The organism is Haloglomus halophilum, from assembly GCF_024298885.1.
GTDB classification, from domain to species: Archaea; Halobacteriota; Halobacteria; order Halobacteriales; family Haloarculaceae; genus Haloglomus; species Haloglomus halophilum.
Genome location: NZ_CP101166.1, coordinates 2,512,787 through 2,539,547, shown reverse-complemented (window position 1 = coordinate 2,539,547; position 26,761 = coordinate 2,512,787). Strand labels below are relative to the sequence as shown.

Here is a 26,761-nt window from a genome sequence, read left to right as displayed (position 1 = left end):
GTAACACGGACACCTGTACGTTAGCTCGCAGATTTCGAAGTACGCCGCGGGGCCGGGCCGTCGATGGCCGTCGCGGGCAGCCGCCACGCCACCCGAAACGTTTCCTCGGGGCCGGGCCGAGAGCCGGGTATGAGCGAGCGAGACGGGGGCGACCGCGAGCGGCTCGCGACCGGCGTCGACGGCCTCGACGAGGCCCTGGGCGGTGGACTCCCGGCCGGCGACCTCGTCGTGCTGGTGGCACCGCCGACCTCCGGGGCCGAGCGTCTGCTGTACGCCTTCGGGGCCGAGAACCCGACGCGGTACTGCTCGACGCTCCGGCCGCCGGCGGAGGTCCACGGTGCCATGGCCGCCGTCGACCTGCCGGAGGGGGCGGTCGATGTCCGACGGGTCGACGGCGACGGCCTGCTGGACGACCCCGCCGACCACCTCTCCGGCCTCGACGCGGGCTCGGCCGTGGTGATCGACCCGGCGACGGAGCTTGAACGGGCGGGCGAGGACCGCTACCGTTCGTTCCTCGACGACCTGAAGCGGCACTGTCGGACGACCGAGAGCGCCGCGGTGCTGCACTGCCCGCGGACGACGCCCCGCACCCTCCGGCGCGACCTCACGCTCGCGCGTGCGGACACGACGCTGGTCCTCCACCGCGAGGTCGACTCCGAGGGGAGCCGGAGCTACCTCGACGTGGGGAAGTTCCGCCACGGGCTCCCACCGGCGGAGCCGATTCCCGTCGATCTGCGGCGGAGACCCACCACGCTGGATGGATGGGGCGTCTGAACGCTCGGAATCGCGGGTGGGCACGCCGGAAAGGGGCCCGGGTACACACGGCGGAACTGACTTGGTGGTCAGCCCCGCTCGAACGGACGTGAGCGACGAACGCCTGTCGACAGGAATCGGGGGGCTCGACCGGGCACTCGACGGTGGTGTGCCGCCGGGCAGTCTCGTGGTCGTGACCGCGGGGGCGGACTCGCCGGGCGAACGGATCCCGTACGCCTTCGCCGACGCACACCCGGCCCGGTACTACTCGACACTGCGGCCGGGCGGCGCCGTGGACGAGGCGATGGCCGCCTCCTCGGCCGGCGTCGACGAGTTCGAGTTCCGCGACGAGGAGGACAGCCCGACCCGGGTCCAGGACGTCCGCCGTGGGGACCTGCTGGCGGGCCCCAGCGACCGATTCGCGAGCCTGTCGGCCGGCGAGACGGTCGTCGTCGACCCGGTGAACACGCTGGAGCGAGCCGACCGCGACGACTACCGCGCCTTCCTCGACGGACTCATCGCGGGCCTGCGAACGGCCGGCGGCATCGGCGTCCTCAACGCCCACACCGTCCCCGACACGCCCGCGGGCCGCGACCTGACGCTGGGGCTGGCCGACGTGGTGCTCGACCTCCGGATGCTCGTCGAGGACCGCGTCTCCTGGAAGCTGGTGGTGAAGAAGTGCCGCCGTGGGTCCATCCCGCCGAAACCACTCGCACTCGCCTTCGACGAGGGCGTCCGCGTCGACGAGACGCGGGAACTGCGCTGATCGCGGCGCTCTCCGGCTCCGCTAGCGCCCCCACCAGTACCAGCCGCCGAGCCCCGTCCCGGCACCGCCGGTGACGACGAGGCCGACAGCGGTCGCCTGGAACGGCAGCCGCCACGTGCCGGCGGGCAGCGCGTGGATGTGGTCCGGATTCTCGAGCAGGAAGTGGAAGGCGAGTCCGAACAGGAGCCCGACGGCCATCGATGCCGTGAACAGCGGGAGGCCGAGCGGGTGCTCGCGCCGGACGAGCGCGACCCCGATGACGGGCCCGAGGAACACGGCCAGGAGGACGACGGCGTTCTGCCACGGTGCGAGCCCCACCGCGAGGAGGCCGTGACTGAGGCCGTGCACGGCCGCGACCGCGAGGTGCGCCAGGAGGACGCCCGTCAGGGCGAGGGTGCGGTCCATTCGTATCCCTCCCCGGTCATCCGGATGGTGTCCGTCTCGCGCCACTGCTCGACGACCTGGTCGAGTCCCTCGCGGTAGGTCGGGTACGCCGGTTCCCAGTCGAACGCCTCGCGCAATCGCTCGTTCGTGGTCGGCATCGAGTTCGTGAGGAGGCGCACCGAGGCCTTGCCCATCAGGAGCCGGGCGAGCCAGCCCGGCACCCGCCGCGGCTCGGAGGCCTCCAGCCGGTCGGCGAACGCCCGGAGGAACGTGGCCAGCGTGGTCGGGTTGTCGTCGACAACGTGGAAGGTGCCCGTGGCGTCGCCCTCGACGGCAGCGGCGAACGCGCGCGCCGCATCGTCGACGTGGACGAACGAGAGCGTGGCGTCCTGCCGACCGAGGAGCCCGCTGCCGACGATGGGGAATCGCCCGGCGAGCAGGTTCTCCCCGAACTGACGTGTGTGGGCGGTGTCGGGCGCGTAGAACCAGCCGCCCCGCAGGATGACCGAGTCGAAGCCGTGTTCCTCGGCGCCCCGCTCGACGATGCGCTCGGCGTCGAGAGCCGACTGCGTGACACGGTTCGGATGTGGCTCGTCGGTCTCGTCGAACCGACTTCCGTCCGGCTGACGGGCCACCCAGACCACGCTCTGCTGGACGAGGCGGTCGGCGTCGACCGCCTCGGCGGCGGCCACGAGGTTCTCGGCCCCTTCGCGCCGGACGCGGTCGTTCCGCTCCCAGTCCGCGTCGCTCGGGCGCGTGTCGGTCGGGATGGCCGTCGCCGCGTGGACCAGCACGTCCGCGCCGGTGGCGGCCTCGACCACGCTCTCGCGGTCGAACACGTCGCCCCGGCGTGGCTCACCACCCCGCTCGCGAACGAGTTCGTCGCCATGATCGTCGCGGGTCAGTCCGACGACCTCGTGGCCACACTCGACGCACCCGGCGACGAGTCGGCGTCCCAGTACGCCCGTCGAGCCGGCGACGAACACCTGCATACGTGGAGACAGGCCGCGAGGCGACTCACTGCTGGTGCCGACGTGCGTCGGGTGATTTATACGTGAACGGTCGGCACTCCGACGCGATGCGGTATCTCACCATCCGCCTCACCAGCGACGACGTGCTGCTCCACCCGCTGGTTCCGACGCTCACCGACGGGTCGCTGTTCCGCGAGGCGCTGATGCTTGACTGGACGGTGTCGCTCGACCCCCCGCGGTCGACGGTCCTGCTCTACCTCGACGGCGACCTCGGCGCGTTCGAGGCGGTACTGACCGACCGCGAGATCGTGCTCGAACACGACGTGACCGACGTGGGTGGCGGCCGGGGGTACGCCTACGTGTACTCCGAGCCGCATCCGACGGAGTGGGCGCTGTTCGAGACCTTCTCGCGGCCGGGGCTGGTCGTCGTGTCGCCGATCCGGTACGCCGACGACGGCTCCGTCTCGATCCGGCTCGTCGGGTCGCTGGAGCGGTTGCGGGCGGCGGTCGAAGCCATCCCCGAAACCGTCGAGACGGACATCGAACGGGTCGGTGAGTACGACCTCGGCCGCCCCGCGGTTCCCGGCCAGCTGTCGGACCGCCAGCAGGAGGCGCTGACGGTGGCGTTCGAGGCCGGGTACTACGAGGTGCCCCGGGAGGCGACCCGTGCAGAGGTCGCCGCGGCGCTGGACTGTGCGCCCAGCACGGCCTCCGAGCACCTCCGGAAGGCCGAACGGAAGGTCGTCCGGGCCCAACTCGGTCGCGACCGATAGCTGTGGAGCGCGTCCGTGTGACGCCGTCTCGGGCCCTCCCGGGACCCACACACCTATCGGCCAGGCGGTTCTCCGGCCGGACATGGCAGACAACTACGACGTCACTGACCCGGACAACCCGCAGGTGACCCTCCACACGACCCACGGCGACATCACCATCGAACTGTTCGCCGACCGCGCGCCGAAGACGGTCGAGAACTTCCTCGGCCTCGCGCGCCACGACCCGGCCGCGGACGCCGACCCCGCACGCGACACGAACACGTGGGCGGACCCCGAGACCGACGAGGTCCGGGGCGACTCGCTGTACGCCGGCGCCGAGTTCCACCGCATCATCGGCGGCTTCATGATCCAGGGCGGGGACCCCGAGGGGACCGGCCGCGGTGGCCCCGGCTACCAGTTCGACGACGAGTTCCACGACGACCTGACCCACGACGGCCCGGGCATCCTGTCGATGGCCAACTCCGGCCCGAACACGAACGGCTCGCAGTTCTTCATCACGCTCGACGCCCAGCCCCACCTCGATGGCAAGCACGCCGTCTTCGGCCACGTCGTCGACGGGATGGACGTCGTGGAGGACCTCGGCTCCGTGCCGACCGGTCGCAACGACCAGCCGCAGGTCGAGGCGAAGATCGAGGACGTGACCGTCGAGGAGTGACCTGACTACGCCCGTTCGTCCAGCCAGTCCCGGTAGGCCGACTCGTTCAGCACCACCACCGTCCCGTCCATGCGGGCGTGGCCGGAGCCACAGAGCTCCGCGCAGTAGAGGTTGTACTCGCCGGGCTTCGTCGCGCGGGTCCGGGCGACGGACCCGCCGGTGGGGAAGATATCCTGCTTGATGCCGAGCTTCGGGACGAACAGCGAGTGGACCACGTCCCGCGAGGAGAGTTCGAACCGGACATCGCGGTCGGCGGGGATGGCGAGGCGGTTCTTCGTGGTCACGTTCGCCTCGGGGTAGGTGAACTGCCAGCCCCACTGATAGGCCACCACCTCGACGGTCAGGTCGTCGGCCCCCTCCGGAGTCGCCACGTCCGCACTACCGGCAGCCGCCGGCGTGATGTAGGGGTTCGCCATCACGAAGTACGCCGAGACGCCGACGAAGAGGAGGATGACCGCCGTCGCCGCCGTCCAGGTCGTCTCGAGGGCGGGGTCGTCGACGGTCGGCTTCGGGTCGTCGTTGTCGTGGAAGCGGTAGATGGCGTAGACGAGCGTCAGCTCGACGAACAGCGTGAGCGGCAGCGCGACGTACAGCAGCTGCGTGTTGAGGTCGTCGATGGCCGCGCGGTTGACCGACTGCGCAGCAGCGGGTGACGCGAGGGCCGCGAGCGCGGTCACGGCGCCGACGAGGGCGACGAGGAGGACGGGTGCGCGCGGACGCTCCATTGTCGACCACTGCAGCGACGCGACGGAAATAGGTTCGGGGCTGGCCGGGCGTCCCCGCCCCGTCGGCCGGATTTATGTGCGAGGCCGCGGCACGCCCGGACGATGACCGCCCACTCCAGGCGCGCGGGGGTCCAGCGATGAACCGTGCGTTCGTCGAGGTCGGCGCGCTCGCGGTGCTCGGGCTGGCGGTGCTGGGGCTGTGGGTCCGGTCGCGCCGGTCGACCATCGAGAGCGACGGTGGCTACCCCACCCGCGAGGGGCTAGCCCTGGAGCTGGGTCGCCTGCGCGAGCGACTCGTCCACTACCTCACGACGACCGACCACCGCGACATCGGCCTGCTGTACATCTACTTCGGGACCGTCGCGGCGCTGTGGGGCGGCGTGGACGCGATGATGCTTCGAACCGAGTTGCTGACGCCGCCCGCGGACATCTGGACGCCCGAGACGTACAACGCGCTGTTCACGACCCACGGGTTGACGATGCTCATCTTCTTCGTCGTCCCCGTCTTCTTCGGCATCGGCAACTACGTCCTGCCGCTGCTCATCGGCGCCGACGACATGGCGTTCCCCCGGCTGAACGCCATCGGCTTCTGGTTGCTCCCGCCGTCGCTGCTGCTCGTGCGGGGCGGCCTGTTCGTCCAGGTCGCCGGCCAGCTCCTGAGCCGACTCGCGCCCTGGGTGGACGCGGCCTTCTTCTTCACGCTCCGCGAGGTCAGCGTCGGCTGGACGCTGTACGCGCCGCTCTCCGTGCGGAGTCAGAACCCACAGCTGGACCTCCTCCTCCTGGGCCTGCATCTCAGCGGCATCGCCACCACCGTCGGCGCCATCAACTTCATCGCGACCGTCGTCTACGAACGCGCCGACGGGGTTCACTGGGGGAACCTCGACATCTTCTCGTGGAACATGCTCGTCACGAGCGCGCTCGCGCTGTTCGCATTCCCGCTGCTGGGTGCGGCGCTCGTGATGCTCCTGCTCGACCGGAACCTCGGGACGACGTTCTTTACCGGCGACGGTGGCGGCCCCCTCCTGTGGCAGCACCTGTTCTGGTTCTGGGGCCACCCGGAGGTCTACATCCTCTTCCTGCCCGCGACGGGGCTGCTGAGCACCATCCTGCCGAAGTTCGTCGGGCGGAAGCTGTTCGGCTACCGCTTCATCGTCTACTCCACACTGGGGCTGGGCGTGCTGTCGTTCTCCGTCTGGGCCCACCACATGTTCACGACGGGTATCGACCCGCGCATCCGCGCGAGCTTCATGGCCATCTCCATCGCCATCGCCGTGCCGAGCGCCATCAAGGTGTTCAACTGGCTCACGACGATGTGGGACGGCGACATCCGGCTCTCGGCGCCGTTCATCCTCTCGGCGGGGGCCATCGGCACGTTCATCATCGGCGGCGTCACCGGTGTCTTCCTCGCGGTCATCCCCGTCGACATCCTGTATCACGGCACCTACTACGTGGTCGGCCACTTCCACCTCATCGTGGTCGGCATCATCCCGTTCCTGATGATGGCGGCGGGCTACTACTGGTACCCGCTCATCACGGGCCGGTGGTACGACCGCCGGCTGGCGCAGTTCCAGTCCGTCCTCCTCGTCTTCGGGTCGACGGTCACGTTCACGACGATGCTGGTCGTGGGCGGTCTCGGCCTCCCGCGCCGGCAGGCCATCTACCCGCCGGAGTTCCAGGTCGCCCAGCAGCTCGCCACCGTCGGGGCGTACGTCATCGGCCTCGCGGTCCTGCTGTGGCTCTACAACATGGTCGCCTCCTACTGGCGGGGCCAGCCCGTCCGGACGACGGACCCGTGGGAACTGAAGGCGACCGGACAGTTCACGCGCGAGTGGCAGTGGTTCGAGGACCGGCTGGTCGCGCAGTACGACATGGAGCCCGCCGAGCCCGAATCGACCCGGCGCTCCTACGCGCCGGAGGCCGAGCCCACGTCGCTGCTCGGTGGTGCGGTCGGGAGCGTCGGCCGGACGGTCTCGCGGAACGCCGCCCTCGGCGTGGTCGGTGGACTGGTCGGCACCGTCCTGATGACCGGTGGCCTCGGGACGGCCGCTCTCGTCGGCGTGCTGGACCCGGCCTCGTTCGGTGAGCTGGCGACCCTGGTCGGACTTCCGGCGAGCCCGCTGCTGGGTGCGGCCCTCTTCCTCGTCGGCGGTACCGTGACGTGGCCGCTCCTCTTCCTCACGTTCCAGGAGTACCTCCCCGGCCGACTGCTGTTCGAGACGGGGCTGACCTTCGCGACCATCATCTCGACCGGGTTCGTCATCGCCTTCTACACCGGCCAGTCCGGACTCGAACTGCTCGGCTACATCGGCTTCGTGCTCGTGGCCCACTGGGCCTACGGCCTCGGCCTGACGGTGACGTTCCAGTACCTCCGTCGGCGCAACGTGGAGGGGATGGCGTCGTGAGCGATGGCGCGGGCGGCGATGGGCAGGGCGACACCAGCCCCGTGAGCGGCGAGCGGCGCGACGAGGCCCGCGAGGACGCGAGCGACGCGCCACCGACGGGCCCGCCGGACGTGAGCGGCGACACGGTCGGTGCGACCCTGTTCACCTACGGCGCCCCGTTCATCGGCATCCTCCTCGTGGCGGTCGGCATCGGCGCCGCCGTCCCGGGCGCGTACGGCCTCATCCAGGAGGACATCGCGGACTGTGGCGACCCCTCTATCTCCGTCGACCCGGCCGCCGAGCAGTTCCAGGGCCCGCCGCCCGACAGCCTCACCCGGCTCACAGTCGAGGAGCTGGCACCGCGCGAGCGCGCGGCGTTCCGGCGGGCGCTGGACGACCCGGTCGGCGAGGCCCACGTCCGAGGGGAGGTCCCGCATCGCCCGGCGTTCGAGAACGGGACGCTCATCGAGGACACGGACGGCCGCACCTACTACGCCACCATCGTCGCCGAACACCCCTGCTTCGGGACGGCCCCGCTCCAGTTCCCGCTCGGCGTCTTCGCCATCGCGCTGGGCATCGTCGGTATCCTCACGCCGCCCGGATATCGGCGACTGGTGGCCCTCGAAGAGCGCATCCGGGAGTGACCGACTGGACGGACGGCACGCCACGCTCCGGTATACGCGCCAACGTTCGGTGGATATCTCCGAGATTCAGAACGGTATTCCAGCTGCTCCGACATACAGAACGAGTACGAGGAATATCCAGACCACATCCACGAAATGCCAGTAGAGTGAGACGGTCCGGATGCCGGTGTCACGTTCGGGCCCGTACGCGCCCCGGAGCGCCCGCACGAACACCACCGCGAGCATCACCACGCCGGCGGCCACGTGGAGGCCGTGCAGGCCGGTCAGGCCGTAGAAGGCGCTGGCGAAGCCGCCGCTGGCGAGCGTGAACCCCTCCGCGTGGACGAACTCGTAGTACTCCAGCGCCTGCCCGCCGACGAACACCGCGCCGAGCGCCGTCGTCAGGCCCAGGAGACCGAGGAACCGCCGTCGACGGCCCTCGCGGAGCGCCTCGTGGCCGTAGTGGAGCGTGACACTGCTCAGTATCAGGAGCGCCGTGTTGATGGCGACGAGCGAACTCAGCAGGGGCGGCAGTTCCGAGGGCGGCCACGCCCCGACGCGGACGAAGGCGTAGTAGACGAAGCCACCGAGGAACGTCGCCACGTCGGAGACGAGAAAGAGGACCGTGGTGCCCCAGTAGAGCGAGCGCCGGTCGGCCGCTCCCGCCGCATCCGTGGCGGGGCCGAACGCCTCGTGGACCCACCCCGCGATGCCGACGAGGAAGCCCAGCGCCCCGACGCCCGCGAGGCCGGCCGCCAGCGGGAACGGGACGAGGTCGAGGCCGACGAAGGCGAGGCCGATACCGGCGTACAGCGCCGCCGCCGCGAACGCCGTGAGCGTCGGCCAGGGGCTGTTGTGGTCGTGCCCGTCCTCGGCGTGGGCGCCGTCACCGTCTCCGGACTCGTCGTCGACGTGACCGCCGGCCACCTCGCTCGTGCCCATACGCGCGGGATGTCGGCCGGGCGGCATAAACCGTCGTGTCGCCGTGCGTCACTCGCCGTCGTCGCTGGTGTCGTCGCTGGTGTCGCCGCCCCCCGCCTCGTCCAGCGGGACGACCTGCTTGCCCGTCTCCGTCGGCACCACCCGGCGGTCCGCATCGGCCCACTCGCGGTCGAGTTCGCGACCCTCGAACAGCCGGTCGAGGAAGACGGCCAGCCCCGCGACCTCGGAGTGGGGCTGGTTCGTGACACCGATGTTGTAGTCCGCGCGGTCGTACACCTCGAACGGTACCTTCTCGGCGCCCAGCACCACCAGCACGGGTCCCTCCCGATGGTCCGCGCGCACCTCCGTCTCCACGTCCTGTACGGGGAGCCCGTACATCGTGAGGTGGACGACGGCGCCGGGCCAGTCCCGGAGGACGGGCCGCCAGTCATCGCGGACCTCCACCTCGAAGGGGCCGCCGAAACGACCCGTGATATCGCGGATGGTGCCGGCGGGACCGGTCGCCTCATCCGGGAGGACCACGCGGTCGGCACCCAGCGCGCGCGCCGTCAGCCCGACGTGGGTGGTCATCCGGTCGTCCCGTCCCGGCCGGTGGCCGAGTCGGAGCACCGCCACCTCCGGTTCACCCTGCATGCCCCCGACTGGTCGGCGCGGGGGGGTAGACCTGTCGCTTCCCGGACCCCGATGGCCGAGCTTTATCTGAACGCTCGTTCAACACTCGTCGAATGCCCTCCGCTGCCATCGAGACGACCGAACTCACCAAGCGGTACGGGTCGGTGACCGCTCTGGAGTCGCTGTCCCTGTCGGTCACCGGGGGAACGGTGTACGGATTCCTCGGACCGAACGGTGCCGGGAAGACGACCACGATGCGCCTGCTGACCACGCTCTCTCGGCCGACGAGCGGGACGGCCACCGTCGCAGGGGCCGACATCACGGACCGCGACGCCGTCGCCGCCCGTATCGGCTATCTGCCCGAGGAGCCGCCGCTGTACGACGAACTGACCGGGCGCGAACAGCTCACCTACGTGGCCGGGCTGCGGGACCTGCCCGACGAGCGGACACGAGAGCGGGTGGCCGAGCTGACCGACCTCCTCGACCTGGATGCGCTCGACCGTCGCATCGAGGGGTACTCCAGCGGGATGCGCCGGAAGCTCGGGTTCATCCAGGCGGTCCTTCACGAGCCGCCGGTCCTGTTCCTCGACGAGCCGACCAACGGGCTGGACCCACGGGCGGCCCGGACGCTCCGGGACACGCTCGACCGGCTCGCCGACGGCGGGACGACCGTCTTCCTCTCGACGCACGTGCTCCCGGTGGTCGACGAGCACGCCGACACGGTGGGTGTCCTCTCCGATGGCCGGCTGGTGGCCGAGGGACCACCCACCGAGCTGAAGCGCCGCGCCGAGGGCGACGGTGCCGGGGACCGCACGCTGGAGGAGGTGTTCCTGGAGGTGACCGCCGAGGACCCCGCGAGCGAGGCCGCTGCGGAGGAACCGGCTGCAGCCGAGGAGTCCACGGATGGCTGAGACGGGGTGGTCCCGCCACGCGCTGCGGGTCGGGTTCGTCGAGTGGCGTCGCTCGGTTCGGGCGACACGGACCGACGCCGCGCGCCTCGCTCTGTACGGCGTCGGCGCGCTGTTCGGCCTGCTCGCGCTCTCGCTCGGCGTCTACCTCCTTGTCGCCGTGGCCGGCGACCTCTCGGGGGTCCGGGTCGGCGACGGCGTCCGCGGGAACCTGGCGCTGTTCTGGTTGTTCCTGACGTTCATCGTCGGCCAGCGGGCGATATCGCTGTACGACCGCGTCGACGCCGAGGCGCTCGTGTTGACGACCGTGTCGGCCCGAACCGCGGCCGTGGGGCTCGTCGTCGCCGAGACGCTCCGGGCGCTGACGGTGGTCGCCGTCCCGGTGCTCGTGCTGACCGGCGCGTTCGTCTACGCGACCGGTGCCCTCCTCGCGGCGGTGGCGGTCCCGTTCGCGGTCGGCTGCTTCGTCGTGACGGCGGTCGTCGTGGGGGTGACGCTGGGCTGGACGGCAGCGCTGCTGGTCGCCACGGTTCCGTTCGTCGCGCGGCACAAGACCGCGCTGGGGAGCATCCTCGTGCTCGCGTTCTTCGGCGGCTACATGGCCTTCCAGCTGGGGTCCGTCGGCGTCCCCGTTGACATGGCCCTCCTCGGCGTGCTCCCGCCGGGATGGGTCGCCGACCTGCTCGTCGCTGGCTCGCCGGTCGGCGGGTCGACCCTCCGGGCCGCCGCGGTCGCCGTCGGCACCCCGCTCGCCGCCGGGGCACTCGGCAGCGTCGCCACGCGGGTCACGACCGCCTACTGGTACACCGACCCGGTGTACCCGACCGACGATGGGGAGTCCGACGAGGTCGCGGCGCCCGTCGCCGACGGCCGCGACGCCCTGGCGGCGGCCGTCGCCCCGCTGTCGGTGCCCGCATTCGGGGGGCAGCCGACCCGGCGGGTGGCCCAGCTGGCGCTGGTCCGGACCCGTCGCCAGCCCGCGCGGCTCTCCTTCCTGCTGGCACCGCTGCTCATCGTCGGGTCGACGCTGCTGAGCTACGCTGGCGCGAGCGGCGGCGTGGGGCTCGACCTCGCCCCGGTCGTGCTCGCACTCGCACTGGCGTGGCTGTCGGGGGCGGCGTTCGGCCTCAACCCACTGGGCGACGAGGCACCCCTCCTCCCAGCGACGCTGCTGTCGACGGTCGGCGGCCGTCGGTTCGTCCGGGGACTGTGCCTGCCGGGGCTACTGGTGGGTGTCCCGCTGGCGACGCTGGTCACCGCGGTTGGTGTCGTCGCCGCGGGGCACGCGCCGCTCGACGCTGCCGGACTGGTCGGACTGGCGCTCGTCCTCTCGCTCGGCGCGGTCGGCCTCGCGCCGGGCGTCGGCACACGGTTCCCCCGGTTCGACGCGGTCACCGTGGGCCGGTCGCGCGAGGTCATCCCCCCGGCGCTGTCGGCGGTCGCCGTCTACTCGCTCGGCGTCGGGCTCGCGGGCGCCGTGGCGGCCGTCTCGCTGCTCGCCCCCGACGTGGCGCGGGCGCTGTGCGCGGCGCTCGTCTCGTGGCTCCCCGCACTGGTGCTCTCCGTGCTGGCCGAGCAGGGATTGCCGACCGCGGGGCTGGCACGGACGGTCGCCGCAGCCGCGCCGCCGATTCGCTCGGTGCCACTCCCCGCCGTCCGTGCGGTCGGCTACGCCGGGCCGCTCGCGCTGGTCGCGCTGGCCGGGTACCGCGGCTATCGGCGGGCAGCCCGCCGGTTCGACGACTGCCAGCTGGACTGAGCCGATGGCCGCGGGCGTCGGGGCCACGGCCACTCAGAACAGCGTCCGCGCCAGCCAGTACGCGACCGTCGTCGGGAGCAAGACGGCCAGCAGGACGAACGAGACGGTCCCCGTCGCCAGTACGTCCGTCGTCGCGGTGTAGGCGTACAGGGCGCCGGTCGATAGCACGCCCGCCACAGCAGCGACGAAGCGAGGGTCGCGGGGGTCGGCTGGGAACTCGTCGAACACGGGCGGACGCTCGCTGCCGGGCCACTTCACTCCCGTGGCGGCCACGACCCGAAGACACAGACCCGTTCGACCCGAAACGACGGCATGGACCACCTCGCCGCGGGGCACGTCCCCGTCTACGAGACGCCCGACGAGCAACGCGCCGTCTGGGAGCGCTGCGCCGGACGGGACCAGCCCGTCGTCGCCGTGCGCGACGCCAGCCGGGGCTGGATCGTCCGCTACGACCTCCAGCATCTCGACCGCGAACTCTCCGACGCGACGCTCCAGCGGCTCCGTGACAGCGTCCTCGACTACCGCCGGCTGGAGCGACGCGCCGATACGGGCTCACAGACCGAGCGCATCGGCGGGGACGTGGGCCCCGTCTCCGGCGAGGTCCACCAGCCCAGCGAGCGCGAGGCCCGGGCGCTCGCCTCGCGCCTGTCGGAGCTGGTCTTCGACGAGCGCAACTGGACGTAACCCCTGCGGCCCGTCACTCCCCACCGAGCAGCGCGAGCGTCGCCTCCAGGTCCGCGATGGAGCCCGCACGGGCGCCGGTGATGCCGTCGAGGTGGATGGCCGACCAGCCGGCGTCGCGAGCGCCCTGTACGTCCGGCTCGAAGTCGTCACCGACCATCACGTGCCGGTCGGCAGGGATGCGCTCGGCGGCTTCCGCGAAGATAGCGGCGTCGGGCTTGTGCGCCCCCGCACCGTAGGAGGTGACGACGGCCTCGAAGCGGTCGGTCAACCCGTGCGTGTCGAGCTTGCCGGTCTGCCACTCCGGGAGCCCGTTGGTGAGGACGCCCAGCCGGCAGCCCGCCGCGTCGAGCCGGTCGAGCAGGGCCGGGACGCCCTCGCTCACACGCATCCCGGCGTACTCCGCGCGCGAGAGCGTCGCCACCATCTCGTCGACGTTCGGCTCGCCGACCGGGTAGCCGTCCTCGTGGGCCTGCTCGACGACGGCCCGCATGGCCCCGCGGACGGGCGCCGGCTCCATCGACACGAACCGCTCGTAGAACGCCTCGTCGTAGGCCTCGACCAGCTCGTCCGGGGCCCGCCCGAGGTGCGTGTCCAGCACCTCCGCCACGAAGGTCCCGTACGGGCGGGTGAACTGGAGCAGGGTCCCGTCGAGGTCGAAGTGGACGGCGGTTGTCACTGGCGTACCAGTCGCTCCCGCCGGTGATGTGTGTTGTGACGACCCGGCGGGACCGAAAGCGCCAACCCGCCCGCCCGGGTGGGTGGGGTATGCTCTCGGTCGCGCTGGCGGGCAAGCCCAACGCGGGCAAGTCCACGTTCTACACGGCGGCGACGCTCGCGGACGTCGATGTCGGCAACTACCCGTTCACCACCATCGACCCGAACCGCGGGGTGACCCACGCCCGGACGCGCTGTCCCTGTCTCGACCGCGAGGAGCGGTGCGGCAACGACAACTGCCACGACGGGAAGCGCTACGTCCCGGTCGAACTGCTCGACGTGGCCGGCCTCGTTCCGGGCGCGCACGAGGGGCGCGGCCTCGGCAACCAGTTCCTCGACGCGCTCACCGGCGCGGACGTCATCCTCAACGTCGTCGACGCCTCCGGCGGGACGAACGCCGAGGGCGAACCGGTCGAGGTCGGCGAGTACGACCCCGTCGAGGACGTGGAGTTCATCCAGGAGGAGCTGGACCTGTGGCTGGCCAGCATCGTCGAGAAGAACTGGGAGGCCATCCAGCGCAAGTCCCGCTCGCCCGAGTTCGACCAGGAGGAGGCCCTGACGGAGATGCTGACCGGTGTCGGCGCCACGGAGTACGACGTGATGATGGTGCTGCGGAACATGGAGTACCCGGACGACCCGTTCTCGTGGGAGGACGAGGACCGCGAGCGCCTCGCACGCGACCTCCGTGCGCAGACGAAGCCGCTCGTGGTCGTCGCCAACAAGGCCGATATCGCGAGCGACGAGAACATCGAGCGCCTGCAGGACGCGGCCGAGCACGTGATTCCGACGACCGCCGAGGGGGAACTCGCGCTCCGCCGGGCGGTCGAGAAGGGCGCCGTCGACTACGACCCCGGCGACGCGGACTTCGACATCGTCGCCGACCTGAGCGACGCGCAGGCGCAGGGTCTGGAGCAGATCCGCGGCGTGATGGGGGAGTTCGGCGGCACGGGCGTCCAGACGGCGCTGAACTACGCCGTCTACGACCTGCTCGACCACTTCACCGCGTACCCGGTGCAGAACGAGACCCACTGGACCGACGGCCAGGGGAACACGCTGCCCGACGCGTTCCTGCTGCCGGAGGGGTCGACGCCGAAAGATCTGGCGTACGCGGTGCACTCGGACATCGGCGATGGGTATCTGCATGCCGTCGACGCCCGGGAGAACCGTCGCATCGGTGAGGACCACGAGTTGAGCGAGGGGGACGTGGTGAAGATCGTCTCCACGGCGAACTAGGGGACAGGGAGAATCGTTGACCGGGTGCGTTCGGCGGAATCGGGGCGGCTACTGAAGCCCTCACCCGCTCCGGAGGCCGCGAGTCGCTGCGCGCTTCCCATTCCGGGCCTGCGGCGGGTTCGCTGTCGCTCACCCGCCGTTCCGGGCATGTGGTGCAGTGCTTGCTTCCTCGGGGCCCCGCGGAGCGGGTTCGCCCTTCAGACTTTCCGCCAGGACCGCGGATTCGTCAGTCGGGTCCGTGGGCCTCACACCTCCCCAGCCGCCTGCGATGCTCGCTGCGCTACGCTTCTCAGCCCTCGCGCGCTTAGAGGTACGCGGCAGCCGGCGTGGTTGCTCGCGGCACGAGGCCGCTCGCGAGAGCCGGCTGCCGCTCGCCAGCGCGCGCCGGTTCGACTGACAGGGGAGCACGCACCAGCCGAGCGGCTGAATCGCCCGGCCGGTTCCGGAACCAGGAAGCGCCCGCTCGCCTCTGCCGGTGAGACGCCCGAGCCCCTTGCGGGCGAGGGGTCGAACCGCCCCGGCGAGCGGGCGGGGTGGTGTGGGGACACCCTGCTAGCCCGGAACCACCACGTGCGAACGCTCGGCCGGCCACTGGAATCCTGGCGGAATCGAAGGGCGAGCGCGCTCAGCGTTCCCCCGACGACGCAAGCACCGCAGCGACTGTAGGGAGCGAGGAGTGCAGCGAGTCGCGGGGACCTAAGCGCGCGAGGGCTTCGTAGGAGTTTCCCTCACCTCCAGGCTGGGCATCGGAGAGAGTGTACTATATACCAGTAAAACCACATATATTTGATAAAATTAAGGTATACTAGAACAATAGTTAGAATATCCGTATTTTGATGGCAGTTTCGGAGATTCAATTCCCCTCTCGCTCCAGTTCGCGCAGGTAGCGGTCACCCAGCACCACCTCCGTCCCGGCCAGTCCGACCGAGCAGAACACCGTGAGGGCCTCGGGGTCGCGCTCGACGCCCTCCACCACGAGAGGGCCGAGTTCCACCACGCGTTCGTCCCAGTCATCGACGACGAATCCGCCCTCGTCCTCGTACGCGGCGACCTGGTCCAGCGAGTCCGTCGCCACGACGTCCGTGCGGTCGAACACTTCACGGGGAAGCTCGTGCCCGTCGGCCCACTTCGGCCCGAGCGTGTGGACGTGCGTCCCGGCGTCGAGCCAGTCAGCCTCCAGCACCGGCTCCTCGCTGTCGGTCGCGACGTAGACCACGTCGGCCCCGCGGACGACGGGTTCGGGGTCGTCGTGGGCCGTCACGGCCTCGGCCGGGAGGTCAAGCTTCTCGGGCATCCGCTCGGCGAACGTCTCGCGGTGGTCCGACGTCGGCGAGAACACCCGCACGGTGTCGATGTCCCGGACGGCACAGACCGCTCGAGCCCCCTGGCGCGCCTGCGGGCCCGTTCCCAGGACCGCGAGCGTTCGGGCGTCCTCGCGGGCGAGCGCCCCCGCGGCGACGCCGTTGAGTCCCGCCGTCCGCAGCAGGCCGACCCGGTTCCCGACGATGCAGCCGTCGAAGTAGCCGGCCTCGGCGTTCCAGACGGCGACGAGCCCCTGGTGGCCCGGGCCCCGTCCGAGCGTCTCGTACGCCCGGAAGCCCATCGTCCCGACGCCCATCGCCGCGCCCGCCGTCAGGACGAGTGAGCCGTCCGGCACGTCCAGCGACCACCGCGGCGGCGCGTACAGCGAGCCGTGGGCCTGCTCGCGACAGGCCATCCGCATCGTCTTCACGACCTCGCGCATCGAGAGGGTGTCCCGGATGGCGTCGTCGGTGACGATGCGGGCCATCACTCGCCCCCCTGCGGCGAGAGCCGCCGCAGTTCGACCTCGCGCTCGCGCGTCGGGACCATCGCCTCGACCTCGAGTTCGAACGCCGCCCCCTCGACGAGCAGGTCGGCCACGCCGACCATCGTCGTCCCCGGCAGGGCGGGCGCCTCGAAAAACTCCCGCTCGACGCCCTCGATGGCCGCCTTCGTCTCCTCGGTCGCGTGTGCCTCGCGAAGGAAGAACCGGAGGTAGGTCACGTCCGCCATCCCGCCGTCGCACTCGCGCTCCAGGAGCGTCTCGACGTACGCCAGCAGGTGCCGGGTCTGCTCGGCCGGCGTCCCCTCGGGCCAGGTCATCCCCGAGAGGCGGACGCGGTCGTGGTCCGGGTGGTGCGTGACGACGCCGTTGGCCACGGTCGGCTCGTCGGCGTCGCCCCGCACGATGGTGGTTCTGCGCATGCACGGGGGTGTGCGGGCGAGCGGGAAAGGATGTCGGGACGGTGGGAGATCGAACGCGTCCTTCGGGCGGAACGGCCGGCAGCGTACGAACCATCTAGCGGCACGCCTAAACCCCGGCACCACGACAGGCAGGCCATATGGATTTCGCGGACGCCAGCCAGCGCGCGACCGAGGTCGTCGAGTCGGTCTCGGACGTGGTGGTCACGCGCCGGTCGTTCGTGGAGACGGTGGTGACGGGCGTCGTCGCCGGTGGGCACGTGCTACTGGAGGACGTCCCGGGGACGGGGAAGACGCTGACCGCGCGGGCGCTGGCGACGGCGCTCGGACTGGAGTTCTCGCGGGTCCAGTTCACGCCGGACCTCCTGCCCGCGGACGTGACCGGTTCGTACGTGTTCAACGAGCGCGACCGCGAGTTCGAGTTCAATCCCGGCCCCGTCTTCGGCAACGTCGTGCTCGCCGACGAGATCAACCGCGCGCCACCGAAGACCCAGGCCGCACTGCTCGAAGCGATGGAGGAGGGGCAGGTCACCGTCGACGGCGAGACCCACCACCTTCCGGATCCGTTCTTCGTCATCGCGACGATGAATCCCATCGAACAGGAGGGGACCTTCCCGCTGCCGGAGGCCCAGATCGACCGCTTCCACCTCAAGTCGAGTATCGGCTACCCCGAGCCCGACCGCGAGGTGGAGATCCTCGACCGCCGGGCCGAGCGCGACGACGATACGCCGACGGCGTGGCAGGTCCTCACGCCGGACGACGTCCGCGAGTTGCAGGCCGTCCCCGAGCGGGTCACCGTCGACCCCGACCTCCGGACGTACATGACACGCCTCGCACAGGGGACCCGCCAGCACCCGCAGGTCGACGTTGGGGTCTCCCCGCGCGGCACGCAGCGCCTGTTCGAGCTGTCGCGCGCCCACGCCGTGGTCCAGGGGCGAGATTACACCACTCCCGACGACGTGCACGAGGTGGCCCAGCCGACGCTGGCACACCGGCTCGTGCTGACCGCCGACGCCCGCGTCAACGACGTCTCGCAGGCCAGCATCGTCGGCGAGGTGCTGGAGGAGGTACCCGTGCCGACGGTGCAGCGGTAGCTGCGGCCGGTTGGGGCGGGCGACTCAGAAGGTGATGACCTCGTAGTCGTCCCGGACGAGCGAGAGCACGCTCGTGTAGTCGTCCCGGGTCCGCAGGACGGTGACCCCCTCCGCGTCCAGCGCCTCGTCCACCCCGAGTGTCTTCGCGCAGTCCTCGCAGGCCGCGATGTCCGCGACCTCCCGGTACAGGTCGTGGAACTCGTGGTCCGGCTCCTCGAGCCGCGGGATCCATTTCGTCCCGGCGCCGTCGAACACCAGCCGCACGTTGTCGGTCACGCTCTGCGAGAGCGAGACGGCGGCGTCGAGCCCGTTGTACATCCGCGCGTAGTCCGCCTCGGTCTCGATGCCCGCCAGGATGATGATGGCCACGTCCGCCATACTGCGGTCCCGTCCTGTACCGTGTTAACGATTCCGCCGGAGGGTAGCTATCCGACCGCGATGAGCGCGACCCCGACCACGGCGAGCACCGCGGCCAGCAGCCGCCGGCCGAACCCCTTCTCACGGAGCAGGAGGCCACCCAGCACCACGGCGACGACGGCCTGCGTGTTCACGACCGGCGAGACGACGCTGGCCGGAGCCGCGTCGAAGGCGAGCACGGTCAGGTGGACGGCGACGGCGAAGAGGGCCGCGAGCGCGACCAGCTCCGGGAGCGATTCGCGGAGGGCATCGACGCGGGCGCGGGGGACCGCGAGCGGGAGCGAGACCGCCGTGACACCGACGAAGGTGGCGAGGGCGACGGCCTGCGGCACGAGGTCGGTCGTCGAGAGCGCCGCGCGGGTCCCCACGTCCGCGACTGCGAACAGCACCGCACCCGCGAGTGCGAGGCGTGCAGGCGTGTACGCGGCCGCCCGCCGGAAGGGAGCGAGGAGGCCGCCACCCTCGTAGTTGGCGACGTAGATGGCGGCAGTCGCGACCAGCACGCCGCCGAGCTGGAGCGGGGCGAGACGCTCGCTCAGCAGGAGGAGTTCGAGCGGGAGGACGAACGCCGGGACGAGCTTGTTCAGCGGCGCGACGTAGGAGACCTCGCCCAGTTTGAACGCGCGGACCGAGACGAGCGTGGCCGCGCCGGCCGCGAGCCCGACACCCGTGATGAGCAGGCCGTCACGGAGCCCGAAGCCGAGCGGGACCAGCGGCTCACCCGTGGGCCACGTGGCCGCGGCGATGAGCGCGTACCAGCCCAGCGCGACGAGTTCGTTCGCGGCGACGTAGACCGTCGCCGGGAGGTGGGCGAAGGCAAGCTTGTAACCGAAGAGGTAGGCGCCGAACGCGAGTGCGGCCGCGACGGCGAGCGCGACGCCCGCGGGGAGCGACCCGAACACGCCTCAGGGTCGCGGCGGCCGACGGGTAGCCCCTCCGGTTCGGTGCCGGTCGGTAGCGGCGCCACCCGGTTCCCAGCGCCGGGAGTTCGCTATCGAACCGCACTCACCGCGGACGGGTCCGGCGTCGCAGGCCGACTCGTCGCCGGCCGACCGCCGATACGGCCCGCCCCATGGCGACCACGCGACGGCCGACCAGCGAGCCGGTGGCCATGGCGAAGACAACCATCAGATAGGTGGCCGGGACGAGCACCGCGAGCGAGAGACAGGTGAACCCGATAGCGGCATAGCCGGAATGTACCGGCCCCGTGGCGACAGGTCCGGCCCGTGCGATGTCGGCGATACTCTCCAGACCGATACCCACGAGCAGCAGGCCGAGGGCGAACAGACGCCACGTCAGTCCGCGAACGGTGCCCCACGACGGAAGCACGGAGACGATCACTCGGCGTACACCGCCGCCGGCAGCGAGCAGCAGGCGTCCGACCATGTGCCACGAGATAACAACCCACACTACTTCAATCGTGGGACGAATCCGCAAGACGCACGGCAGACGGCGACTGCGGTGACGAGCGTACTCTCACCGCGGGCGGCTCTGTCGGTCGCGCCCGCGCCCCCCATGGCCCCGACGGGTTCGACCGGTGCTTCCGGGCCGGCGGCGGCCGGGCACCAGCGCCCGGCCGAGCGCGACCACCCGGCGACCGAGCAGCGACCCCGTGGCCGTCCCGAACGCGACCATCCAGTAGGCCACGGGGAGCGCGACCGCGAGCACGAGACAGACGAAGCCGATGGCCGCGGCGCCGGGATAGAACGGCCCCACGGCTTCGGGGCCGGCGCTGGGGATATCGGCGATACTCTCGAGTCCGAGCGCCACCGCCAGTCCCCCGACCGCGAGCAGTCGGCCGGTCCACCGTCGCACCGATACCCACCTCGGGAGGAGCCACACGACGGCCGACCGGAGCGCCCCACCCACCGACAACAGGAACCATCCGAGCATGTACATGGGGATACCACGGGACGGGGTTTGAACGGTCGCTCTACCCGTATTCTGGTATTTGAACGGTCGGGTCACTCCGCTCCTGTACTTCAATGCACGGCGCGTATCGAACCGTGAGTCGGTGGGCGACTCGACGCTTAGAGTCGGAGGTATCCCTCCGGGTCGTGGCCGCGTTCGGCAGCGACCGACCGGATGCATCGCCACGCCGGCAGCCAGCGGCGCCGGAGCATCGTCCCGACGCCGACACAGAGCACGGCGGCCCAGTACGCGGCGGGGACGGCAGCCGCGAGCGCGAGGCAGGTGTAGCCGACGGCCAGCAATCCGGACCGGACGGCAGGCCCCGCCCCTCGGGACGCCAGTCGGGCGAGCGCCGGCAGTCCGATGACCAGACACGCGACGCCCACGTAGAGCAGTCGCGCCGTCCACCGCGAGACAGCCCGCTCCGATGGGAGCAGATGCCACACCGCCGCCCGGGCGGCACGCACGTCGGTGCCGCCGCTGTCCGACTCCCGCACGATGCCGGTGGGCCGCATCTCTCGGGCCATACCTCGACTCGGAGAGGGAACAACCTGTAGATATCCACTAGATACCATTGTGTGCTTTTCAGTGGAGTCTGGAAACTTCCTATCCCATTCAGATGCATAGGATGCCGAGCGTCTCCGCAGACCGGATGGTCAGCGACTTGTCGTTCGCGCCCGTGTCTCCGGTCGATGGAGCCGTCCCTGCCCCTCGCGCTCGTGTGGGACGTCCTCGCCACGGTCCTGCCACGGGTCGCGAAGATCGGCCTCTTCATCGGCATCGGCGTCGCGCTGGCCGACCTGCTGGTCTCGTTCGGCCTGCTGGAGAAGGTGACGGGGCTCTCGCGCCGGCTCACCGGTCCCGCCAATCTCCCCGACGAGGCCGGCACCGCCATCGTCACCACCGCCGCCTCCACGACCGCGGGGTACGGGATGCTCGCCGAGTACCGCGACGAGGGGCGCATGGACGACCGCGCGACGCTCGTCGCCGTCACCATCAACACGTTCTTCGGCTTCGTCCAGCACATCCCGACGTTCTACGCGCCCGTCCTCATCCCCATCCTCGGCCTCCGCGTGGGGCTCGCGTACGTCACCGCGCGGGCGCTCGTGGCGCTGGCCATCACGCTCACCGGCGTCGTCGCGGGGGCGCTACTGCTGGACCCGCCTGCGGCCGGGGATGCCGTCGTCGACGGCGCCGAACCGGAGGCCGTCGAGGCGGACGGCGGCGACCCCGCGGCCGCGTCGGAGTCCCCGGAGACGACCCGCGACCGGCTGCTCGGCGCGGCGTGGACGGGGGCCGAGAAGGTCCGCGATATCCTGCCCCGGCTGGCGCTGGTCTACGCGCTGGTCGTCCTCCTCACGCGGTTCTACGACCCCGCGAACCTCACGTCGCTGGCCGGCCCGCTCTCGGACGCGACGGGGCTCCCGGGCGCGGCGGTCCCCGTCATCGCCGTCTACGCCATCGACACGACCAACGGTGCGCTCGTGCTCGCGCCACTGGTCAGGGACGGCACCTTCGGGGTGCGGGCGGCGGTGGCGACGATGCTCATCGGCGGCATCGTCTCGTTCGCCGTCTCCACGTTCAAGCGCTCCATCCCGTTCCAGTACGGTATCTGGGGCGCCGAGTTCGGCACCAAGGTGGTCGTCGTGAACACGGCGCTGAAGGTGGTCTGGATCGCACTGGCGGTCGCGATGGTGCTGTACGCACCGCTGCCTGGCCTGTAGTCGAACTACCCAGTCCCGTCACCTCTATCGCGTGCTCGATGCATAGCACCGACGAGAACCGCCGGTCCCCCGGGACAGCGGACGAGCCATCGGGTCTGCGATGCTGTCTCGCGACGAGCCCGTCGTTCGACGACAGCCCCGTACCTATCGGTGGTGTGCTGGCGGATGGTCGAGAAGCCAGGAGGCTGCCGACGAACGAGCCATTCCAGGCCCGGAACACACGCGCCGCTGGCGGACGGGTGGAAGAACGGAGAAGTTCGTGGGTGTTACTGCGGGCTGCGGTAGCGCCGGTCGACCTTCTCGACGTGGCCGAAGTACGAGAGCACGTCCAGCATGTCGCCGACCTGCTCGCTGGAGTAGCGGTTGTGGAGGCCGGCGTACTCGGCGATCTTCGACTGCTGGTTACCACGCCCGTTCGTGCGCTGGGTGGCGTCCTCGACGGCCTCGATGAGCTTCGCGAAGTCGTCGGTCATCTCCTCGAACCGGGGGTCCGTCGGGCCGATGACACCCTCATCTTTCAGTGCGTCGCCGATCTCGTCCATGGACTCGCCTTCGACTGTGAACGTTGCCATACCCGGACCCACACGGCGCGATTACATAACTATTTCGCTGTTTGATTCGATACCAGCATTGTTCGAGGGCTACGACAGCAGTTTGGTCAGAATAAGCAGCCAGCAGGGGGCGCCCGAGCGCCCTCACCCGGCACCTGTAACAGGAACTTTCATTATGGTTCGCCCGCTGGGTGGCAGTAGATGCTGACCATTCCCGATAGATCCGGTTCGTCCGTCTATCGACCTTCGCTCCGCGGCACCGCCCGCGGCACCTCTCATGGCGTCGTACACGTACGGGTACGCTGACCCTTCTCCATCCGACCGTACCGACGACGACCACCCTGCGACCCGCGGCCTGCACCCAACACGACAGATGAGCACCGAACCCTCACCCGCCACACGCGACGCGACACCGAACGCCCCGACCGACGACCAGCCCCGCGCCGGCGCCCCGAGCGCGACCCGGACCGAATCCTGGACCACCGCCGAGACCGACGACCCCTTCGCGACCGCGCGGGCGCCGCGGACCTTCGACCCCTTCTGCACCCGCCGGCTCCGCAACACCTGCGACGGGGAGAACGCCGCACAGCTCGACGAGAACTGACCACGCCACCCGTTCCACGCTCGTTCAGCCCGCCAGCTGCCGCTGAAGGTCGACCAGCCGCTGGAAGGAGAGGAGCCCCAGCCCGCCGAGGAAGGAGACGAGACCGACGCCGTTCAGGAGGAAGAACCACCCGAAGGCATCCTCGGCCGGCACGTTCCCGGCACAGTAGTCGACGGTCATGCCGTCGGTGAGCGTGATGGCCGCCGGATCCACGGTCGCCGGCGGACAGCCCGCTACCGGCGCGTTCGCCGAGGCGGCGACGATGACCGCGAGTCCTGCGGCCGCGAGACAGAGCCCGACCACGTGTCTGAACCCCATATCACTCCCCCACGCCAACGTTCGAGGGTGTGTGCATAGTTCCTGCGGCCGATTCCGTCGAATATTCGCCGACAGCAGCGGCCCGGCCCGGCAGCGTGTCGCTCCGGGAGCGACACAGGCGACCGGATGACTGGGCGACCGAGCACCTGGACGACCGGGGAACCAGGCGACCGGACGGCTAAGTCGCTCGCGCCCGTAGCGCCGGCGTGTCGCTCGCCGACCGGCTCGGGCGCCTGACGCCCCCCTCGACGCTGGTGGACTGGTCGCTGTTCGCCGCCGTCGTCGTCCTCGTGGCGACGGGGCTGACGACGGCGTTCGCCGGCAGCCTCGGCGACGCGTGGCTGTTCGTCGTCCACGGCGTCGCGGGGCTGTCCTTGGTCGCGCTGGTCGGGGTGAAGCTGTACCGGGTCCGTGGCCGCGTCCGGGCCGGCGTCGGCGCGCGCTCGGGCACCGTCGGCCTGTCGCTCCTGCTCGCGGCCCTCGTCGTAGGCGCACTCGGGACGGGCCTCTGGTTCGTCCTCGGCGGCCCGCTCTTCCTCGGCCCGCTAGCGCTGCTCGTCATCCACGTCCTGCTCGGGCTGGCGGTCGTCCCCGTCCTGTGGCTCCACCTCCGCGACCGCCTGCACTCGCCGGCCGACGCCCTCGCGGGCGGCGACCGCCGGGACGCGCTCCGGTACGCCGGCCTCGTCGGCGTCGGCGCGGTCGCGTGGCGCGCACAGAAGACCGTCAACCGCGCGCTCGGGACCGACAGCGCGGACCGCCGGTTCACCGGCTCGCGCGAGCGTGGCTCCGGCGACGGCAACCGCTTCCCCGTCACGATGTGGGTCGCCGACGACCCCTCCACCGTCGACACGGGGGCGTGGTCGCTCTCGGTCGATGGCGCGGTCGCCGAGCCGTTCGCGCTCGACTACGACGCGCTGCCGACCGGCGCCCAGCGCACCGCGGTCATCGACTGCACGAGCGGCTGGTACTCCGAGCACGCGTGGCAGGGTCTTCGCGTCGGCGACCTGCTCGACCGGGCGGGCATCGCCGACGACGCACGCTGGGTGCAGTTCCGCTCGGTGACGGGCTATCGCTGGTCGCTCCCGCTGGACGAGGCCCGCGGCGCGCTCCTCGCGACGGCGGTCGACGGGGAGACACTCTCGCACGGCCACGGCTTCCCCCTCCGACTGGTCGCCCCCCAGCGTCGCGGCTTCCAGTGGGTGAAATGGGTAGAATCGGTCCGCGTGACCCGCCGGCGCGAGCTCGGCGAGTGGGTCGCCATCTTCGCCAGCGGGCTGTCGGAGTAGTCAGTCCGCGCTCGCGCCCGAGGCCGCGTCGGCACGGTCGGCCTCGAGTTTGCGTTCGGCCGCGTGGCGGCGACGTTCCGTCTCGGGGTCGAGTGCGGCGCGTGCGGCCGCCGAGAGCTTGTTCTCGACCGAGCGCCCGTTGCGCTCCCGGACGACGATATCGTCGTCCTCGAGCTTCTGGAGGTGATGCGTCACGGTGGAGGGCGAGCGGTCGACCGCCTCGGCCAGGCCGCTGACCGACGCCGGCTCCAGACGGACGAGCGCGTCGAGGATGTCCGCGGTACACTCGTCGGCCATGGCCGCCGCCAGTTCGAGGTCGTCCGTGCCGGCGGGGTAGAACCGCTCGCAGTTGCGGACTCGCCCGGTCGCGACCAGCCCCTCGCGCTCGAGCACCTTGACGTGGTGGCGCGCGGTCGAGAGGTTCACGTCCGCCCGGTCGCTGACCGCCGTGATGGGCTCGCCGGGCTGGTCGCTGATGGCCTCGTAGACGTGCCGCCGCGCGTCGAGCTCCAGCGGGTCCGAGTCGTCGTACCGGGAGTACCGGAACAGCGATAGCATCCGGGCGAGCCGCGAGAGCGGCCCATCGCCGGCCGCGAGTGCTGACGTGCTCGCCCGCGCGGCCGTGGTCCCGGCGCCGGTGCCGCCCGTCATCGATGCCTGCCGGACCGCAACCCCGGCCCCACCGACCAGCAGCGCGCCGAGACCGAGGCCGGTCGCCTCCTCCTCGGAGACGGGCAGATGCTCCCAGCCACCGAAGGCGGTCGGACTCCCCGACCCCGCCGCGAGCGAGCGCTCGCCGTCCGGGGGGGTAGCGGGCGCGCCGTCGGCCCCGTCACTGCTGCCGTCCTCGGCGGCGGCACCACCGAGATCACCGGACCCGTCGTCGAGCCGAGCCACCCGCTCGCTCGACGAGAGCCCGCTGTCCGCACCGGTCGAGAGGGCCTCTCCGGTCGTGGCATCGGTCAGTCCCCCGGTCGTCCCCTCGGTCGACACCAGCGTACCGTCGCCGGTCAGCTCGGCGACCGCGCCGGTCGTCCCCGCGGAGAGGTCACTCGTCAGGGTCTCCGTCGTCTCGGCCAGCGAGGTCACCCGGTCGGTCGTGAGGTCGGTGACCTCGCCCGTCGCGTCGGTCAGGGACCCGGTCGCACCCTCCAGGTCACCGTCGGTGGTCGACGACACCACGTTCGTCGTGTCGTCGGCCGTCGCGTTCACCGTCGAGGCGGTCACGCCGACCGTCTCCGTCACCTCCCCGGTCGTCGTGTCCGTGGCATCGGTGACCCCGTCGGTCGCGACCGTGACCGCATCCGTGGTGTCGTCGGTGGCCCCGCCGGTGGCGGTGTCGAGGGTCTCACCGGTGGATTCGACCGTGCCGTCGACGGCACTGGTCGTCGAATCGGTCGTCTCGTCCACCACGTCCGTCGTCGAGTCGACCGTCGTCTCTACGGTCGAGGCTGTTCCGTCGACCGTGCCGTCGACGGTGTCCGTCGTCGAGTCGAGGGTCTCGTTGAGAAGACCACCGCCGTCGTCTCCCAGCGGCGTGGCCGTGGCGTCGCTCGCCGCCGCGAGCGGAACGCCCGCGACGGCCCCGAAGAGGAGCCACGCGGTGACCACGACGGCGAAGAGCCGGCTGCGGCCGGACTCGTCGCTGGGGGACATGCTCGTCCATACCGGGGGGCTCATCGGACTTAAATTGCCGGGTCAATCGGGCGAGCGTACTCCGCACGTCCAGCCACCATCCGGAGAA

At 71.1% G+C, this 26,761-nt stretch carries 31 protein-coding genes; 14 read left to right on the top strand and 17 right to left on the bottom strand.

What is annotated here, in order from left to right; all coding sequences use genetic code 11:
- Positions 1 to 129 precede the first annotated feature (129 nt).
- Both NL114_RS12295 and NL114_RS12290 read left to right on the top strand, forming a co-directional pair.
- Positions 130 to 774, top strand: coding sequence for an RAD55 family ATPase (locus NL114_RS12295; RefSeq protein WP_254821211.1), 645 nt, complete (start codon positions 130 to 132; stop codon positions 772 to 774).
- 88 nt (positions 775 to 862) lie between these two features.
- Positions 863 to 1,519 carry an RAD55 family ATPase gene (locus NL114_RS12290; RefSeq protein WP_254821210.1) on the top strand — a complete coding sequence of 219 codons (657 nt, stop codon included), beginning with the start codon at positions 863 to 865 and terminating at the stop codon, positions 1,517 to 1,519.
- Positions 1,520 to 1,540: 21 nt separating this feature from the next.
- Here NL114_RS12290 and NL114_RS12285 read toward each other — a convergent pair whose 3' ends face one another.
- Both NL114_RS12285 and NL114_RS12280 read right to left on the bottom strand, forming a co-directional pair.
- Entirely contained in the window at positions 1,541 to 1,924 is a 384-nt protein-coding gene (locus NL114_RS12285) for a hypothetical protein (RefSeq protein ID WP_254821209.1), read from the bottom strand.
- Positions 1,903 to 2,895 carry an NAD-dependent epimerase/dehydratase family protein gene (locus tag NL114_RS12280; RefSeq protein WP_254821208.1) on the bottom strand — a complete coding sequence of 331 codons (993 nt, stop codon included), beginning with the start codon at positions 2,893 to 2,895 and terminating at the stop codon, positions 1,903 to 1,905. Before NL114_RS12280 ends, NL114_RS12285 begins: the two co-directional genes overlap by 22 nt.
- A gap of 62 nt (positions 2,896 to 2,957) precedes the next feature.
- Here NL114_RS12280 and NL114_RS12275 point away from each other — a divergent pair, with 62 nt between their 5' ends.
- Both NL114_RS12275 and NL114_RS12270 read left to right on the top strand, forming a co-directional pair.
- Positions 2,958 to 3,647 carry a helix-turn-helix domain-containing protein gene (locus NL114_RS12275; protein WP_254821207.1) on the top strand — a complete coding sequence of 230 codons (690 nt, stop codon included), beginning with the start codon at positions 2,958 to 2,960 and terminating at the stop codon, positions 3,645 to 3,647.
- An 82-nt stretch (positions 3,648 to 3,729) separates the two neighbouring features.
- Complete coding sequence (locus tag NL114_RS12270; RefSeq protein WP_254821206.1) at positions 3,730 to 4,302, top strand: peptidylprolyl isomerase; 573 nt, start codon at positions 3,730 to 3,732, stop codon at positions 4,300 to 4,302.
- A 5-nt stretch (positions 4,303 to 4,307) separates the two neighbouring features.
- On the opposite strand, the gene coxB is transcribed toward NL114_RS12270, so the two are convergent.
- Entirely contained in the window at positions 4,308 to 5,027 is a 720-nt protein-coding gene (gene coxB / locus NL114_RS12265) for a cytochrome c oxidase subunit II (RefSeq protein WP_254821205.1), read from the bottom strand.
- Between the two features lie 137 nt (positions 5,028 to 5,164).
- Between coxB and NL114_RS12260 the strand changes: the two genes are divergently transcribed.
- A complete protein-coding gene (locus tag NL114_RS12260; RefSeq protein WP_254821204.1) occupies positions 5,165 to 7,432 on the top strand; it encodes a DUF6789 family protein in 2,268 nt (755 codons plus the stop codon).
- A complete protein-coding gene (locus NL114_RS12255; RefSeq protein ID WP_254821203.1) occupies positions 7,429 to 8,055 on the top strand; it encodes a DUF7979 domain-containing protein in 627 nt (208 codons plus the stop codon). Before NL114_RS12260 ends, NL114_RS12255 begins: the two co-directional genes overlap by 4 nt.
- Positions 8,056 to 8,121: 66 nt before the next feature.
- Here the strand turns inward: NL114_RS12255 and NL114_RS12250 are convergent, their stop codons facing one another.
- Positions 8,122 to 8,976, bottom strand: coding sequence for a cytochrome c oxidase subunit 3 (locus tag NL114_RS12250; RefSeq protein ID WP_254821202.1), 855 nt, complete (start codon positions 8,974 to 8,976; stop codon positions 8,122 to 8,124).
- 48 nt (positions 8,977 to 9,024) lie between these two features.
- Entirely contained in the window at positions 9,025 to 9,609 is a 585-nt protein-coding gene (locus tag NL114_RS12245) for a tRNA (cytidine(56)-2'-O)-methyltransferase (protein ID WP_254821201.1), read from the bottom strand.
- Positions 9,610 to 9,701: 92 nt separating this feature from the next.
- On the opposite strand from NL114_RS12245, the gene NL114_RS12240 reads away from it, so the two are divergent.
- Complete coding sequence (locus NL114_RS12240; protein ID WP_254821200.1) at positions 9,702 to 10,499, top strand: ABC transporter ATP-binding protein; 798 nt, start codon at positions 9,702 to 9,704, stop codon at positions 10,497 to 10,499.
- Positions 10,492 to 12,255, top strand: a complete 1,764-nt coding sequence (locus tag NL114_RS12235) for a hypothetical protein (protein ID WP_254821199.1) — start codon at positions 10,492 to 10,494, stop codon at positions 12,253 to 12,255. Before NL114_RS12240 ends, NL114_RS12235 begins: the two co-directional genes overlap by 8 nt.
- Positions 12,256 to 12,288: 33 nt before the next feature.
- Here the strand turns inward: NL114_RS12235 and NL114_RS12230 are convergent, their stop codons facing one another.
- Entirely contained in the window at positions 12,289 to 12,483 is a 195-nt protein-coding gene (locus NL114_RS12230) for a hypothetical protein (protein ID WP_254821198.1), read from the bottom strand.
- 84 nt (positions 12,484 to 12,567) lie between these two features.
- Between NL114_RS12230 and NL114_RS12225 the strand changes: the two genes are divergently transcribed.
- A complete protein-coding gene (locus NL114_RS12225; protein ID WP_254821197.1) occupies positions 12,568 to 12,939 on the top strand; it encodes a hypothetical protein in 372 nt (123 codons plus the stop codon).
- 13 nt (positions 12,940 to 12,952) lie between these two features.
- Here the strand turns inward: NL114_RS12225 and NL114_RS12220 are convergent, their stop codons facing one another.
- Complete coding sequence (locus NL114_RS12220; RefSeq protein WP_254821196.1) at positions 12,953 to 13,615, bottom strand: HAD family hydrolase; 663 nt, start codon at positions 13,613 to 13,615, stop codon at positions 12,953 to 12,955.
- 89 nt (positions 13,616 to 13,704) lie between these two features.
- On the opposite strand from NL114_RS12220, the gene NL114_RS12215 reads away from it, so the two are divergent.
- Entirely contained in the window at positions 13,705 to 14,886 is a 1,182-nt protein-coding gene (locus tag NL114_RS12215; protein ID WP_254821195.1) for a redox-regulated ATPase YchF, read from the top strand.
- Positions 14,887 to 15,739: 853 nt separating this feature from the next.
- Here the strand turns inward: NL114_RS12215 and NL114_RS12210 are convergent.
- Both NL114_RS12210 and NL114_RS12205 read right to left on the bottom strand, forming a co-directional pair.
- Complete coding sequence (locus tag NL114_RS12210) at positions 15,740 to 16,675, bottom strand: ornithine cyclodeaminase family protein (protein WP_254821194.1); 936 nt, start codon at positions 16,673 to 16,675, stop codon at positions 15,740 to 15,742.
- The gene (locus tag NL114_RS12205; RefSeq protein WP_254821193.1) at positions 16,675 to 17,112 is read right to left on the bottom strand and encodes a RidA family protein; all 438 of its coding nucleotides are present in this window, start codon (positions 17,110 to 17,112) and stop codon (positions 16,675 to 16,677) included. The genes NL114_RS12210 and NL114_RS12205 overlap by 1 nt, the downstream gene beginning before the upstream one ends.
- A 137-nt stretch (positions 17,113 to 17,249) precedes the next feature.
- Between NL114_RS12205 and NL114_RS12200 the strand changes: the two genes are divergently transcribed.
- A complete protein-coding gene (locus NL114_RS12200; protein ID WP_254821192.1) occupies positions 17,250 to 18,203 on the top strand; it encodes an AAA family ATPase in 954 nt (317 codons plus the stop codon).
- A 24-nt stretch (positions 18,204 to 18,227) separates the two neighbouring features.
- Here NL114_RS12200 and NL114_RS12195 read toward each other — a convergent pair whose 3' ends face one another.
- The 5 genes from NL114_RS12195 to NL114_RS12175 form a co-directional block, all read right to left on the bottom strand.
- The gene (locus NL114_RS12195) at positions 18,228 to 18,581 is read right to left on the bottom strand and encodes a hypothetical protein (protein ID WP_254821191.1); all 354 of its coding nucleotides are present in this window, start codon (positions 18,579 to 18,581) and stop codon (positions 18,228 to 18,230) included.
- A gap of 47 nt (positions 18,582 to 18,628) precedes the next feature.
- The gene (locus tag NL114_RS12190) at positions 18,629 to 19,522 is read right to left on the bottom strand and encodes an EamA family transporter (RefSeq protein ID WP_254821190.1); all 894 of its coding nucleotides are present in this window, start codon (positions 19,520 to 19,522) and stop codon (positions 18,629 to 18,631) included.
- Between the two features lie 103 nt (positions 19,523 to 19,625).
- A complete protein-coding gene (locus tag NL114_RS12185; RefSeq protein ID WP_254821189.1) occupies positions 19,626 to 20,006 on the bottom strand; it encodes a hypothetical protein in 381 nt (126 codons plus the stop codon).
- Positions 20,007 to 20,096: 90 nt separating this feature from the next.
- A complete protein-coding gene (locus NL114_RS12180; protein WP_254821188.1) occupies positions 20,097 to 20,519 on the bottom strand; it encodes a hypothetical protein in 423 nt (140 codons plus the stop codon).
- A 131-nt stretch (positions 20,520 to 20,650) separates the two neighbouring features.
- Complete coding sequence (locus NL114_RS12175; protein ID WP_254821187.1) at positions 20,651 to 21,058, bottom strand: hypothetical protein; 408 nt, start codon at positions 21,056 to 21,058, stop codon at positions 20,651 to 20,653.
- Positions 21,059 to 21,223: 165 nt separating this feature from the next.
- Between NL114_RS12175 and NL114_RS12170 the strand changes: the two genes are divergently transcribed.
- Positions 21,224 to 22,255 carry a nucleoside recognition protein gene (locus tag NL114_RS12170; protein ID WP_254821186.1) on the top strand — a complete coding sequence of 344 codons (1,032 nt, stop codon included), beginning with the start codon at positions 21,224 to 21,226 and terminating at the stop codon, positions 22,253 to 22,255.
- 266 nt (positions 22,256 to 22,521) lie between these two features.
- On the opposite strand, the gene NL114_RS12165 is transcribed toward NL114_RS12170, so the two are convergent.
- Positions 22,522 to 22,827 carry a hypothetical protein gene (locus tag NL114_RS12165; RefSeq protein WP_254821185.1) on the bottom strand — a complete coding sequence of 102 codons (306 nt, stop codon included), beginning with the start codon at positions 22,825 to 22,827 and terminating at the stop codon, positions 22,522 to 22,524.
- 352 nt (positions 22,828 to 23,179) lie between these two features.
- Here NL114_RS12165 and NL114_RS12160 point away from each other — a divergent pair, with 352 nt between their 5' ends.
- Complete coding sequence (locus tag NL114_RS12160) at positions 23,180 to 23,410, top strand: hypothetical protein (protein ID WP_254821184.1); 231 nt, start codon at positions 23,180 to 23,182, stop codon at positions 23,408 to 23,410.
- A 24-nt stretch (positions 23,411 to 23,434) separates the two neighbouring features.
- Here NL114_RS12160 and NL114_RS12155 read toward each other — a convergent pair whose 3' ends face one another.
- Positions 23,435 to 23,728 carry a hypothetical protein gene (locus NL114_RS12155; protein ID WP_254821183.1) on the bottom strand — a complete coding sequence of 98 codons (294 nt, stop codon included), beginning with the start codon at positions 23,726 to 23,728 and terminating at the stop codon, positions 23,435 to 23,437.
- Positions 23,729 to 23,934: 206 nt separating this feature from the next.
- Between NL114_RS12155 and NL114_RS12150 the strand changes: the two genes are divergently transcribed.
- Positions 23,935 to 25,017, top strand: a complete 1,083-nt coding sequence (locus NL114_RS12150) for a molybdopterin-dependent oxidoreductase (RefSeq protein ID WP_254821182.1) — start codon at positions 23,935 to 23,937, stop codon at positions 25,015 to 25,017.
- Here NL114_RS12150 and NL114_RS12145 read toward each other — a convergent pair whose 3' ends face one another.
- On the bottom strand, positions 25,018 to 26,673 hold the full coding sequence (locus NL114_RS12145) for a helix-turn-helix domain-containing protein (RefSeq protein WP_254821181.1): 1,656 nt from the start codon (positions 26,671 to 26,673) through the stop codon (positions 25,018 to 25,020).
- Positions 26,674 to 26,761 lie beyond the last annotated feature (88 nt).